Origin of the sequence: Reichenbachiella sp., from assembly GCF_039969095.1 — a bacterium.
Taxonomy (GTDB): Bacteria; Bacteroidota; Bacteroidia; order Cytophagales; family Cyclobacteriaceae; genus Reichenbachiella.
Map to the genome: position 1 here is coordinate 369,065 of NZ_JBDVOL010000017.1, position 13,832 is coordinate 382,896.

Annotated in this window: 9 protein-coding genes; 3 read left to right on the plus strand and 6 right to left on the minus strand. The window is 39.5% G+C overall.

The window, feature by feature from the left end; all coding sequences use genetic code 11:
- The first annotated feature begins 2 nt into the window (after positions 1-2).
- A complete protein-coding gene (locus ABJH98_RS19650; protein ID WP_348309487.1) occupies positions 3-2,831 on the plus strand; it encodes a hypothetical protein in 2,829 nt (942 codons plus the stop codon).
- A 90-nt stretch (positions 2,832-2,921) separates the two neighbouring features.
- Here ABJH98_RS19650 and ABJH98_RS19655 read toward each other — a convergent pair whose 3' ends face one another.
- On the minus strand, positions 2,922-3,338 hold the full coding sequence (locus ABJH98_RS19655) for a globin family protein (RefSeq protein ID WP_348309488.1): 417 nt from the start codon (positions 3,336-3,338) through the stop codon (positions 2,922-2,924).
- A 590-nt stretch (positions 3,339-3,928) separates the two neighbouring features.
- Between ABJH98_RS19655 and ABJH98_RS19660 the strand changes: the two genes are divergently transcribed.
- On the plus strand, positions 3,929-6,718 hold the full coding sequence (locus ABJH98_RS19660; RefSeq protein WP_348309489.1) for a TonB-dependent receptor: 2,790 nt from the start codon (positions 3,929-3,931) through the stop codon (positions 6,716-6,718).
- Positions 6,719-6,829: 111 nt separating this feature from the next.
- Here ABJH98_RS19660 and ABJH98_RS19665 read toward each other — a convergent pair whose 3' ends face one another.
- Positions 6,830-7,072 (minus strand): hypothetical protein, encoded by a 243-nt coding sequence (locus ABJH98_RS19665; protein WP_348309490.1) that lies wholly within the window; start codon positions 7,070-7,072, stop codon positions 6,830-6,832.
- A 3-nt stretch (positions 7,073-7,075) separates the two neighbouring features.
- Entirely contained in the window at positions 7,076-8,977 is a 1,902-nt protein-coding gene (locus ABJH98_RS19670; RefSeq protein WP_348309491.1) for an alpha/beta fold hydrolase, read from the minus strand.
- 106 nt (positions 8,978-9,083) lie between these two features.
- On the opposite strand from ABJH98_RS19670, the gene ABJH98_RS19675 reads away from it, so the two are divergent.
- Positions 9,084-9,938 (plus strand): DUF1571 domain-containing protein, encoded by an 855-nt coding sequence (locus tag ABJH98_RS19675; protein WP_348309492.1) that lies wholly within the window; start codon positions 9,084-9,086, stop codon positions 9,936-9,938.
- Between the two features lie 5 nt (positions 9,939-9,943).
- On the opposite strand, the gene ABJH98_RS19680 is transcribed toward ABJH98_RS19675, so the two are convergent.
- From ABJH98_RS19680 to rnr, 3 genes are read right to left on the minus strand one after another with little or no spacing between them, the layout of a single operon-like run.
- A complete protein-coding gene (locus ABJH98_RS19680; protein WP_348309493.1) occupies positions 9,944-10,567 on the minus strand; it encodes a rhomboid family intramembrane serine protease in 624 nt (207 codons plus the stop codon).
- Positions 10,568-10,576: 9 nt separating this feature from the next.
- A complete protein-coding gene (locus tag ABJH98_RS19685; RefSeq protein WP_348309494.1) occupies positions 10,577-11,554 on the minus strand; it encodes a polyprenyl synthetase family protein in 978 nt (325 codons plus the stop codon).
- Positions 11,547-13,712 carry a ribonuclease R gene (gene rnr / locus ABJH98_RS19690; RefSeq protein ID WP_348309495.1) on the minus strand — a complete coding sequence of 722 codons (2,166 nt, stop codon included), beginning with the start codon at positions 13,710-13,712 and terminating at the stop codon, positions 11,547-11,549. The genes ABJH98_RS19685 and rnr overlap by 8 nt, the downstream gene beginning before the upstream one ends.
- Positions 13,713-13,832: the final 120 nt, after the last annotated feature.

A 13,832-nucleotide genomic window follows, 5' to 3' on the forward strand; every position in this document is an offset into this window, starting at 1 on the left:
TAATGTTAAAAAAGTTTAGATTTCCATTTTTAGTTTCCCTGTTCTTGACTTCTAGTCTGGTCGCTCAAGAATTACCCAATCTGCCGCCATCTATCAAATGGCAACAAATCAAGAGTGAGCATTTCAAAATCATTTACCCCAAAGGGCTGGAAGAAGAAGCTCAACGAACCACCAATATTCTCGAAAACATTTATTCACCAGCCAGCCACTCTTTAGGTGCAAGCCCAAGAAGGTTTCCTGTCATTCTTCAAAATCAACATGCCATTTCGAATGGTTTTGTTACAGTAGCACCTTACCATTCTGAGTTTTATATGTACGAGCCACAAGATTATCGTCATCAGGGAAACGACAGATGGTTGGAACGATTGGCGGTGCATGAGTATAGACACATGGTACAATTCGAAAAAGCCATCACGCCATTCAATAAGGTTCTTTACTTTCTAACCGGTGAGTATGGCCCTTTTCTTGCCTCTGCAGCTGCAGCTCCACAATGGTTTTTTGAAGGAGATGCCGTGGGAGTTGAAACGGCTTTTGGTAGGTCAGGCAGAGGCCGAATACCTTCCTTTTTGATGGCTTTCAAAGCTAACTTAATAGAAAAAGACGGGTTCAACTATTACAAGCAATATCTAAAATCCTATAAAGACTTTGTTCCGAATCATTATGTGACAGGCTATTTGATGACTACCTATTTAAAAAACAAAGGTGGTGTTGATGTTTGGGATAGAGTGGTCGGGCGATCATTTGCTCAGCCTTACATGCCTTTCACTTTCTCCAATAGCATGAAAAAAGAAACTGGCAAACATTTGGTCCCAACCTACGACGAAATGCTTGCCGAACAGAAACGTTTATATACGGAGCAATTGAATCAAATCGAACCAACAGCTTTTGCTCAATTGGCTCATGAACAAAACAAGAAATTTACCAACTACTATTATCCAAGAATGGTCTTGGTTAATCAGGTTCTCGTGGTGAAAACTGGGTTTTCTGACATTGCTTCTTTCGTATTGATAGATGAAAATGGAAAGGAAGAAACGATTTATGAATTAGGTACTTGGCTAAATCCAGAAGCACTAAGCTCAAATGATTCCACTGTGGTTTGGACAGAATTGGAATTGGACACTAGATGGCAAAGGCGAACCTATTCTGTTATTAAAAAACTAAACCTAAAGACAGGGGAAGCCACCCGACTGACAAAAAAGTCGAAGTATTTGGCTCCTTCGATTTCCAATGATGGCAGTTTAGTAGCAGCCATACACCAATCAGTTGATGGCATATTTAATGTCCATTTGTTAAATGCTAAAAGTGGTGATCTGGTAAAATCATTTGAAAACCCAGACAACGCATTATATTCTGTTCCGCAATTTGATGCGTCTGGAGAAAATCTGTTGTTGTTGAAAAATAAGGGTGAGGGCAAAGCGATTATTCTAAAAAGCATACAAAGTGGGAAGGAACAAACCCTTTACTTTTCTGAAAAGGAGAATCTAGGAAATCCAGTTTTACAAGAAGGTTGGTTATACTTTGCAACTGATTTTAACGGAATAGACAATATTCATGCGATCAAACTTGAAAGTAAAGAAACTTACCAAGTCACCAGTTCAAAATTCGGCGCATTTCACCCCAGAGTTTCAAATGACCAAAAGCTTTTGTACAATGAGTACACCGCAGACGGGTTTGAAATCGCAGTCGTGAATATTTATCCTAATGCATGGAAAAAGATAGATGAAGTTAAATATGTAGGGTTCAACTTTCAGCAAGAAATGGTGGAAGAGGAAGGGTTTAAAGACGTGCTGTACAACTACCCAGATTCTGGGTATGTAGCATCAAAATACCCTAAAGTGGCTAAAGCTTTTCGACCACACACCTGGGGACTCAATGCCATACCCACAGACAATGATTATTCGATAGGAATCACATCCAAAGATCTGCTAGAAACTACCACCATGTCTGCAAGCGCCATTTACAACAACAATGAAAAAACCTGGAGAGGTAATGTGAATATGAGCTATCAGGCATTTTATCCAATCATTGATTTGTCTTATGGTTTTGGAAAAAGGTCTGCTCTTGCTAGTAGAAATGATGGTTCGGTAGTTTCATACAATTGGACAGAGGATGTTTTTGAGTCAGGAATTAGAATTCCTTTTTATTTAACCAATAGTAGATACAACCGTTCAGCAAATTTAGGTGTGAATTATACTTACATCCATGCCCATGATTATGAACTGCCACCAGACCTGATGTCAGACGATCAGAAACTCTTTGCTCTCAATTACAACTTTTCATTTTTTAGATTACTCAAACGGTCGTTTTTAGATTTGAATAGTAAATGGGGGCAAACGATATATCTTAGCTATCAGCATACACCATTGGGTGGAACAATTCAAGGAGAACTTTTCTCCGCTCAATCCAATTTGTATTTTCCAGGGCTGTTCAATCATCATTCTTTTCAATTGCGAGGATCTTATGAACAAAGCAATCAGGAGGAATACCTTTTTTCAAGCCCTATCACTTTTACCAGAGGATTCAGTTATCAATCCTTTGATCAATTTGTCAACCTTTCGTTCAATTATAAATTGCCACTGATCTATCTAGATTGGCATGTAGGGCCAATTATTAATTTGCAGCGAGTTTATACCAATGTGTTCTTGGATCAGGGTATTGGGATGAACGCAGGTCAACCAGATGATCTTTTCTATTCTGTAGGAGCAGAAGTATCCTTCAACTTCAACCTGTTTAGATTGTTGCCTTTGATAGATATGGGGGTTCGCTATAGCTACTTGCCAGACGCCAATGATCAAGTGATAGAAATAATCTTTGGCGGAATCACTTTTTAGATTCTATTCATCCTGCTATTACTAGCAGCATGATCAAAACATAAGAGAGTAAACTAATAGCGATGCGTATGTATTTTTTAAATGTCATGATTAAGCGGATTGCATGATATCTGAAACTGTTTCGTATACTTCGAGCCAAGCAGACTCGACTTCTTCATTCCAGTCATCTTGAAGTTCTTCTTTGAGAGAATACATGAGCGCCGCAGCGGCCATGTTGTAATGTTCTGTTTTGATTCCATAGTTCACGTGTCTTCTTCCCATGCTTCTAACCAGCGGAGCTAAAACATCTAGTGTGTTCAGCCCTTTTACTACTGTGCTTAGCATTTCCATCATTTTTCTCCCTTGTTCTCTCATGTTACCTTTAAAGAGAGGTCTTAGCTCAGGGCTCATTTCAAAAAGTTTGGCATAGAAAATTTCCGCTGCCTCATCTGCTTTTGGTTCTACCATCCAGAAAGTAGCTCGTACAAGTTTTTTATGATAGGGAGTTATTGCAACTGTATTTGTCATGATTGTGAATTTTAGTTTTGAAAATTCGGAGTACCGGCATCCCCAATACCCCGATGTAAGCATTTTCTCATATTAAAATTGTAAGACAAATCTACGGGTGCCCCATTTGGATAACTATGGGTGATGGCATTGACTAGCGATTTTAATATCATGATAATACCTGTCAAATGACAGATTACGAGAATGAAAATGGCGAAAACAGAAAAATTAGGCACAAAAAAAACCGGCGTTAGCCAGTTCAGCTGAGGCTTCCTGTTTGTAAAACCCCTTTCGCGACGATCTACTTTTTCTTGGTCATCCCCGCTGTGTCTTTGGTAGCTGCTCGATTGCAACTATTTTCTACCCCAAAGAACGCCACTTTTCTTCTCAAGGTTATGATTCTTATGTTAAGATACTATTAAATCAATAGAGCCAAAGTACATGCCAATTAAAATATGTCAAAAAAGAGTAAGTCTGGGTGATTATTCTGTTTTTGCTCTTAAAAAAATATTTTCTTCTTGTGGAGTGGGTGCTATACCAACCTTAACTGTATATCTAAACAAGCGAAGGATAACCTCGCCTATATCTATATCAACTAAAATAAATTTAACATGAAAAAATTATTACAGATTTTAATGTTGCTGGTCATGCCTTTTTGGCTTCATGCTCAGCAAATCAGCGGCACCGTTTCTGACAAAAACGGTCCAGTAATTGGTGCAACCGTGAGTATCTCTAGTAGCAACGGTACAATCACTGACGTGAATGGCGCATATGAATTAAAAGTTCCAGCAGGCACGCACAATGTAACTATCGCATTTGTGGGATATAACAAGAAAACCACAAGTGTAACTGTAACTTCTGGCGAAAACAAAACTTTGAATGTTTCGATCGAAGAAAATGTAGAATTACTCAACGAACTCGTGGTAGTTGGTACAAGAAGTAGACCTAGATCAAATATTGATACAGCTGTTCCTGTAGACATCCTAGACGCCAAAGAACTTACCAGTACAGGTCAGAATACATTCGATAAGGCTCTTACTTATCGCGTACCATCTTTCAATTCGGTACAAACGCCAGTCAATGATGCGACTTCTCTTCTTGATCCATATGAAATTCGAAATATGGGGCCAAGTAGAACACTTATTCTAATCAACGGAAAAAGAAAGAACCTGAGTGCCTTACTATATACACAAACATCTCCTGGTAGAGGTGAAACTGGTGCAGACATTTCAGCTATTCCTCAGGACGCTATCGAAAGAGTTGAAATCCTGAGAGATGGTGCTTCTGCACAATATGGGTCTGATGCAATTGCAGGAGTAATGAATATCATTTTGAAAGATGATGTGGATTATGGGTCTGTAACAATGCGCGCTGGTATAACTGGTGAAGGTGATGGAGAGTCAGTCGGTGTAAGTTTGAATGCTGGTACTAGTCTTGGAAATGGAGGATTCCTTAACTACACTGTTGATTTCTCAAAAAGAGAATTAGCCAATAGACCAGGAACAGTGAATGCAGCTGGAGAAGCAGCAGATTTCGGTGCTGATATTTCCGATGTGCAAGAATTCTTAAACCGAAGACCAGATGCTGGAAATGTTAATGGCTCTCCTGAGACGACTGCAGCTAAGTTTCTTATGAATGGTGGATTCAATATTAGTAACAATACCAAAGGCTATTTCAATGGAGCATATGTTTACAAAAATGTGAATAGCTACGCCAACTACAGAACACCCTATTGGAGAACTGTGACTGATATGCCATACTTGGCCGATTTTTTTCCTGGCAACCACCCAACCAACCCTGGTGGATATGATGGATATGTACCAACATTTGATGGTTTACTAAACGATTTCAATGGTACCTTGGGAGTACGGTCTGAAATGAATGGCTGGACTTACGATGGAAGTTTTACCGTTGGTGGAAACACCCAAACATATAAAGTAAGAAATTCTCATAACCGTAATGATGTTTCATCCGGCCCTGTTTGGACAGATGCAAATGGTGATCATGTCATTGACGCAGGGGAAATTGGAACTGTTCCTCTTTATAGAGAAAATAGTCCGATTAGCTTTGATCCAGGAGGAACAAGGTTCAACCACATAGTAGGTAATATTGATATTTCTAAAGAAATATCATCTTCCTTAGCCATGGCCTTTGGTGCTGAATTTAGAAATGAGACGTTCACCGTGATTGAAGGAGGTAAAGCTTCTTATGATGGCGGTGGTGCAGATTCTTTTGCAGGAAATACACCGGAAAATTCGGGCAAATTCAATAGATACAACTTTGGTGGTTATTTTGATTTATCATATGACATAACTGAAGATTTCTTATTAAACGGTACAATCCGTGCTGAAAACTACAGTGACTTTGGGCAAGCATTTGTTTGGAAATTGAGTTCGAGATACAAATTGATGGACGATAAAATGACCGTCCGAGCATCTGCATCTACTGGCTTCAGAGCTCCCACCTTGCATCAGATTTATACACAAAAAGCACAATACAGTTTTGTGCCAGGTTCTGGAATTCAAGTTGGTGGGTTAGTTAACAATGTTTCACCTCAAGCTAAACTGTTAGGGATTCCTCAGTTAGACGCAGAAGAATCATTCAACTTCACCATTGGATTGGGAATGAGACCAAGCGAGAATTTCGATATTACGGTAGATTACTACAACATTTCAGTAACCGACAGAATTGTTCTAAGTACAGAAATAGGCCCTACCACTGCTGGAAATACACCTCTAGATCAAGTTCTTTCGGACAATAATTTGAGTGATGTAAGTTTCTTCGTAAATGCACTCGACACAAAAACTTCTGGAATTGATTTTGTTGCTAATTATAAAAATCTCGGTGTAGGAAACGGAACATTAGGCTTTACTCTATCGGGGAACTATACTATCGAAAACGAAAGAGATGGCGATGTGAAAAACCCTGATCTGGTTGAAGGGGCTGGTCAGTCTGTTGTGAATGAAACGCAGGAAGCGCTTTTCTTTACGTCAAGACCAAAAACGAAGTGGATTCTAGGTGTGAATTACGACATAGGCAAATTCGGATTATCATTAAACAATACATATTTCGGTACGACTACTTTCCGTCAGCAAGGAATGGATGCTAATTTGAAGACAGAATTCAAGCCTAAAGTAGTAACTGACCTTGGTATCAATTATAGAGCAAGTGATAACGTAAATATTTCATTCAATGTAAACAACATCTTGAATGTTCTTCCTGAGTGGGAATTCAAAGCATTGAACGCAACAGGTGAGACCATATTGAATGATCCAGCTCAGGTTCAAACTCAATCAAACCTCATCACTTTCAACCAGAGATATTCGCAAATGACTTATGACGGCTATCATTTTAGTCAATTAGGTTCTTTGTATAATCTTACAGTCAATGTAAGATTTTAAGATAGTAAAGTTGAGTAATTAGTTAGTAGTAAAACGGGGTCATAAGGTGGCCCCGTTTTTATTTAGCTTTTCCAAAATTCCAAATTTTGGAAAAGCTTCTTAGGAAACAACCTACCTCAATTTTCTTTCCCAATAATTGGCTTCTCGATTAGCATCAATTCTGGACTTGTTTTGTTTGATCAAATCACTGACTTCTCCTTGGGAGGTAAAATGATAATTGCCACAGTCTCTGCATTCATATACATTGATAGGTCCACTATTCTCATTGTGATAATGGCGTGTGCGATGTTCTATCAAGGCCTCCTCGGCCATTTCTTTGGAGTCATAACATATTTTGTTGGTGACACACTTCATTTTCTAAAGTGTTTCATTGAGCCACCGGAAAAATTCTCGTTGCCAAACTATCCCATTCTGTGCTGACAATACCCAATGATTTTCATTGGGTATATAAACCAAGCGGCTTTTAATACCTAAAAGCTGAGCGGCTTGGTAAGCTTCCAGTCCTTGTCCGATCGGTACCCGGTAATCTTTTCCTCCTTGTACAATCATTATTGGAGTATCCCAGCTTTGTACATAGTCGATCGGGTTGAATTTACTGTAGGATTTTTGGGCAGCGACATTATCTTTTTCCCAATAGGGTCCTCCTATTTCCCAATCCACAAAAAACATCTCTTCTGTGGTTCCATACATACTTCTCCAATTGAAAATACCATCATGAGAAATAAAAGTTTTGAACCTTTTGTTGTGCATGCCTGCTAAATAAAAAACTGAATATCCGCCATAACTGGCGCCTACTGCGCCTAATCTTGTTTCGTCTACAAAAGGCTCTTTAGCCATCAAATCAATAGCTGATAGATAATCTTGCATATTCTGGCCACCATAATCTTTACTGATTTGAGCATTCCACTCTACTCCATGACCTGGCATACCTCTACGGTTCGGTGCTACCACTATATAACCCTGAGCTGCCATTATTTGAAAATTCCAACGGTATGAATAGAATTGTGACAGTGCCCCTTGTGGTCCTCCTTGACAATACAATAGCGTTGGATATTTTTTATTAGGATCAAAATCTGGTGGGTAGATCACCCAAGTCACCATTTGTTTGTTGTCCGTGGTAGTGACCATCCTTTTTTCAACTTTGCTGAGACCGATTGATTGATATACCTGATTATTGACATGAGTAAGCTGGCTCATTTTTCCATCACTTATATTGACCGTGTACAATTCCGTCGCGTGGTTCATATCTGTTCGTGATACGATCAATTGTTTTCCGCTCTGTCCCACAATACCAGTAACGTCGAATTGCCCTTTGCTTATCTGTTTTACCACAGGTTGCTTTTTTGACTTGCCAGGGTAGTCTACTGAAAACAAGTGTTTTTCTCCACCAAAAGGTGCTACGAAATAAATAACTTTTCCATCCTCTGACCACTTAAAGCTATCAACGGTTCCATCCCAATTTTCTGTGAGGTTCTTTTTGCCAAAGCGGTCTGAAATAATAATATCTTTTTTGTCTGCTTCATAACCATCCGTTTTCATGCTAATCCAAGCCAAAATACCGTATTTGGAATACGCTGGACTATTATCATAACCCATCATTCCTTTGGTCAGGTTCGTGGTAGTGAGTGTGTTGAGATCGTAGGAAAAAATGTCAGTATTCGTGCTGGTAGCATAGGCCGCTCCTGTTTTTGCTTTCGTTACATACAAAATTTTACTTCCTTTAGGACTCCAGATATAATCCGTGTCATCACCGAATGGTTTTGTAGGGCTATGAAAGGTTTTGTTTTTCATAATGTCCACTTCGTCACTGCCATCCACATTACTCATAAATACGTGATTGTATGTGCCATCCGCCCACGTGTCCCAATGCCTATACATCAAGTCATTATAAATTTGTACTTCAGATTTATCCAGTTCTGGATAGTAATCTTTTCCAGATACACTATATATTTTCACAGGTCTATGGTACAGTTTATATTTTCCATTTGGAGAAATACTCTGATCAGCTACTAATTTGAATGGGTCATCAATTTTAGTGGCGCTTCCACCAGATACTGGAATAGCATAATAGGCTGTTTGCTTGTCGTTGGATTCGACATTATAGGTTGTCACACCATAAACTACCGAATTTCCATCGGTAGATACCCCAATACCACTCACGCGACCCAAACTCCACAATAATTCCGGAGTCATTACATTTTGGGCGAGTGAAACTTGAAACGATAATGAGAGAAAAAGAAGGGTAATTAGTTTTTTCATAGCATTTTGGATTTGCGGGCAATTTACAAAATAGAAAAGCATTTGGGGGTCAGCTGGATAAAATTTGTCATACGATAGAATGCCATCAATGGCTGATTGAAGTATTATGATGAAGTCTCAATTCTTTTTAGTTTCCCTTTTCGCCATAATTTCCTTGAGTTTTACAGATCCGAGTATAAAATCGGCTCCTGAAAAAGTGAAGGAAGTATTTGTGGCTACGCGAAATATTGAGTCTCTCAAATATGAACTGATTCGTTCTGAGCGAATCAATGGGTCTTACGTTGAGAATCATGTTTCTATAAAGATGCATCGTAGACCATATAAAATCTACATCAAAGAATTAGCTCCAAATACTGGTTTAGAAGTTTTATACCCACATCCATTAGATGAGAAAAAAGCATTGGTCAACCCCAATGGCTTTCCTTGGGTCAATTTGAAATTAGACCCTAAAGGTGAATTGATGAGAAAAGATCAACATCACACCATTCTTGAAGGTGGGTACGATTATGTAGTTTCTGTGATGGAATACCTTTTCTATAAGCACAAAGATGGTATTTCCAATTTGCTTAACGATCATGGTACTGGTACACTCAATGGTCAGCCTTGTGAAATCATATCGATGGTCAACCATAATTTTACTTATCATAATCATGTGGTAAAAAAAGGGGAGAGTATATCTAGCATTGCCTTAAAAAACAGGCTCAACGAATATATGATCTACGAAAAGAATAAAAGCATGAGTCTTTTTGGCCAAATCAAAGAAGGGGATATCATTCAATTGCCTTCAGACTATGCGGCCAAAATGGTTTTGTTTATCGATCAGAACAGACAAATTCCTTTGAAGCTGGAAGTATACGACGACCAAGGACTATTCGAAAAATACGAGTTTAGAAATGTTGAAATCAATCCTGAATTGACTGAGGAAGAATTTTCAGATGGTTTTACAGCCTATAATTTCTAATCCATTTAACCAAACGGATTCCACTCTGCAATCTGCTGAATAAAACTGGCCAGCACCCTTGGCTCCATCATCACACTAAATACCAAACCAAATACTGCTCCAATCAAATGTGCGTCATGATTAACATTATCCGACATCTGCTGACCTTTGGTATAGGAATATATAAGGTAAATCACACCAAGAATAAAACCTGGAATACACAAAAAGCCATACAAGCAAATATCATTGGTCGGGAAGAACAGAATACTACAAAACACTACAGCTGCCACACCACCTGAGGCTCCCAAAGAATTGTAGTTTGGGTGATCTTTGTGTTTGAGCAAGGAAGGCAAATCCGAAATCACAATACCCAACAAGTAAAAACCCACAAAATAAATTCCACCCAAATCACCTTTGAGTGCCGTAAAAATTTGCTCCACCAAGCGACCAAAAAAGTAAAAGGTAAACATGTTGAAAGCCAAGTGAGCCCAATTGGAATGGATAAACCCTGAGGTAATGACTCGATACCACTGACCCTGTCTCAATATGGCGACTGGGTTCATCGTGAGTTTGTACTGTAAGTTGTGATTTTGAAAGCCCATGTAGCTTACGACTACATTGGCGATAATGATGATGATTGTCCAGGACATATTTATAAATTAATGATCGCGGGCGATTAATGCCTCCGTAAAATCGCGAAGTGGTGCTAAGTTGTATTTACTTTTTTCAAGAGCGTTGAGCTGCTCAAAACCTTTTTCGAAATGGTCATTCATGGCCTTTTCAGCAATAGCTTCGATATTTAGGTCGGCATAGATGGCTTTCATTTCTCGCACTTTATGAATAGGGTCGATGTCTTTATCCGCTAACAAATTATGCAAATCCAACTTTTGTTTTCCTTCAGCCAATTCAATGGCTTTGATCAAAAGCAATGTTTTTTTATTGGCAATAATATCGCCTCCTACTTGTTTCCCGAATTTGTGCGCTTCGCCATAAACATCCAAGAGGTCATCTTTCAGCTGGAAGCCAATGCCAATATTGATACCAAAATCTCTTAAATGTTGCGCGTCTTCTTTCGGCATGCCACCGAGCAGTCCTCCAAGCTCTAAACTAAAGCCTAACAAAACGGCAGTTTTTAGTCGGATCATTTCCAAATAATCAGATTCACTTACTGAAGCCATTTCTTCGAAGTTCATGTCTAGTTGTTGGCCTTCACAAACTTCTGTAGCAGATTGGTTAAACAATCTCAACAAATATTTGAAATCTGAATAATCCGCTCTCATGAGCAAGTCATACGCCATCACCATCAAGACGTCGCCGGATAAAATAGCAATGTCTTTATTCCACTTTTTATAAACCGTAGGTTCACCCCTTCTCAAAGGCGCTTCATCCATAATATCATCGTGAATCAAAGTGAAATTGTGAAAAAGCTCAATAGACAAAGCGGGATCAATGATTTTTTCCCAATCACCCTTACTACACATATACCCCATGATCGCCAAAATAGGACGCATCCGTTTAGCGCCTAAGCTTAATGTATAATGAATGGGTTCATAGAGCTCCTTCGGTTCTCTATGCAAATCCAATTCAAGTAACCTTTCAGTTAGTTTTTTTTGAAAGATTTTAATGTCGTCAGTCATTGTCTACAAATTCCAAATCTATGGTTCTACGGTCGATGTCCGTGTCTACCACCATCACCGTCACTTCATCGCCCAAAGTAAACATCCTTTTGTTTCGTTTGCCAATCATGCGAAAGTTCTTTTCGTCAAACTCATAAAAGTCGTCTGTCATCGTAGAAGCTCTGATCATCCCTTCACATTTGGTTTCGGTGATCTCCACAAAAATGCCCCACTCTGTGACGCCAGAAATAATTCCTGCAAATGGACGGTTTTCGGCCATAGCCATAAACTCTACCTGTTTGTATTTGATCGAAGCTCTCTCCGCATCAGCGGCTCTTTTTTCTCTTTCAGATGAATGACGACACAACTCATTGTATGGATCCACCTTAGGAGATTTTCCTCCATCGAGATAATGCTGCAGCAATCGATGCACCATCACATCTGGATATCTCCTGATCGGAGAGGTGAAGTGCGTATAGTGCGGAAATGCCAATCCAAAATGGCCTTTGGGTTCGGTGGTATATACCGCCTTAGACATGGTTCGAATCGCCAAGGATTCTAAAACATTTTGTTCTGGCTTACCATGGATATCATCCATCAACGTGTTCAAATTATCAGCTACATCTTTACCTGGGTTCATCCGATGACCAAATTTCGCCGCGAACTTGGAGAAAGTTTCCAGTTTCTCCGGATTAGGATCATCATGGGTTCTATAGACAAATGTGTCGTCGCCTTTATGTTTGTTGAAGATAAACTCAGCCACTTTTTTATTGGCTAAAAGCATAAATTCTTCCACGAGTTTATGCGCGTCTTTTCTTTCTTTTGGGAAAAGCCCTATGGGTTTTCCCGTTTCATCCAGTTTGAATTTGACCTCCACAGTTTCAAAACCAATCGCTCCTTTTTTGAAACGTTTGTCTTTGAGTTGATGTGCCAGTCCGTTGAGCAAATTGATTTCTTCTTGAAAATCACCTTCGCCACTTTCAATTCTTTCTTGTGCTTCTTCGTAGGTAAATCGTCGATCCGAATAGGTCACTGTTCGACCAAACCATTGGTTTTTGATTTCCGCTTTAGGCGTAATCTCAAACATGGCTGAGAAAGTCAACTTCTCTTCTTTCGGTCTCAATGAACAAAGCCCATTCGATAACTTCTCGGGCAACATAGGGATTGTACGATCCACCAGATAAACTGAAGTTGCTCGGTTCACCGCTTCGTCATCCAAAATGCCATCTTCCTCCACATAGTGAGACACATCCGCGATGTGCACGCCAATTTCATAATTACCATTTTTCAGGTATTCTACAGAAATTGCATCATCAAAATCCTTCGCATCGTCTGGGTCTATTGTAAAAGTGGTGATGCCTCGTACGTCTCTCCGTTTCTTTATTTCTGCTTTTTGAATTTCTACTGGAATTTTCTCGGCAGCTGATTCCACATTCTTTGGAAAACGAAACGGTAACTCAAATTCCGCCATGATCGAATGAATCTCCGTCTCATGGTCACCGGCTTGACCTAATACCTCCACCACTTGACCTACTGGATTCTTTTGTTTACCTCCGTGCCAGTCTTTGATTTTAACAAGCACTTTGTCGTTGGTTTTGGCTTTTCCGATTTTTTCGGGGTAGATAAAAATGTCGTGATAGATTTTTCTAAAATCAGGCACCACAAAAGCATACTTGGGTAGAACTTCGATCTTTCCGACAAACTCGGTTCGTCCTCTCGATATAATTTTGGTTACAACGCCTTCTGGTCTATTACCTTGTCGACCCCCACTTTTGATTCGGACGGCCACTCGGTCGCCATTGATGGCACCTTTCAGGTCATCGGTTTTCACCCAAATGTCCTCTTCTTCGCCTTCGCAGATCACGTAAGCAAATCTACGATTCACATGATCTACTATGCCTTCTAGTCCTGATGCGGTATTTGTTTTTCTGGATCGGAACGATCCATTTCTCAATTGTTCAACAGTCCCTTCTTGTTCTAAATCAAGGACAAAGTTGAGACCTTCTTTTTTCGCCAGTTTATCTCTCAAACCGGCCTTGTTAAAAATTTGCTTAACTGTAAAGGGCTCTCCGGGGTTCTCTTCGAACAATCCGACAACTTGCCTTCTTACAGCGTCTATGTTTAGTACTTTTCTTGTGCGGTTGATTTTCCGCCTATTGTCTTTTTTCTTTTTCGCCATGTATGGGAATATAATAAGATGTGATTGGAGTTGAACGCAATCCTAACAAAGATACGGGGAAGGGTGAGAATCTTTCTTATCGGATATGATCTTATGATGATCATTTTCGCAACTGCTGCG

What these genes read in the sequence shown, in the direction of transcription:
- ABJH98_RS19685 (WP_348309494.1), bottom strand. Translation starts at nt 11,554, where the DNA reads ATGACTGACGACATTAAAATCTTTCAAAAAAAACTAACTGAAAGGTTA.
- ABJH98_RS19655 (WP_348309488.1), bottom strand. Translation starts at nt 3,338, where the DNA reads ATGACAAATACAGTTGCAATAACTCCCTATCATAAAAAACTTGTACGA.
- ABJH98_RS19680 (WP_348309493.1), bottom strand. Translation starts at nt 10,567, where the DNA reads ATGTCCTGGACAATCATCATCATTATCGCCAATGTAGTCGTAAGCTAC.
- ABJH98_RS19660 (WP_348309489.1), top strand. Translation starts at nt 3,929, where the DNA reads ATGAAAAAATTATTACAGATTTTAATGTTGCTGGTCATGCCTTTTTGG.
- rnr (WP_348309495.1), bottom strand. Translation starts at nt 13,712, where the DNA reads ATGGCGAAAAAGAAAAAAGACAATAGGCGGAAAATCAACCGCACAAGA.
- ABJH98_RS19650 (WP_348309487.1), top strand. Translation starts at nt 3, where the DNA reads ATGTTAAAAAAGTTTAGATTTCCATTTTTAGTTTCCCTGTTCTTGACT.
- ABJH98_RS19675 (WP_348309492.1), top strand. Translation starts at nt 9,084, where the DNA reads ATGATGAAGTCTCAATTCTTTTTAGTTTCCCTTTTCGCCATAATTTCC.
- ABJH98_RS19665 (WP_348309490.1), bottom strand. Translation starts at nt 7,072, where the DNA reads ATGAAGTGTGTCACCAACAAAATATGTTATGACTCCAAAGAAATGGCC.
- ABJH98_RS19670 (WP_348309491.1), bottom strand. Translation starts at nt 8,977, where the DNA reads ATGAAAAAACTAATTACCCTTCTTTTTCTCTCATTATCGTTTCAAGTT.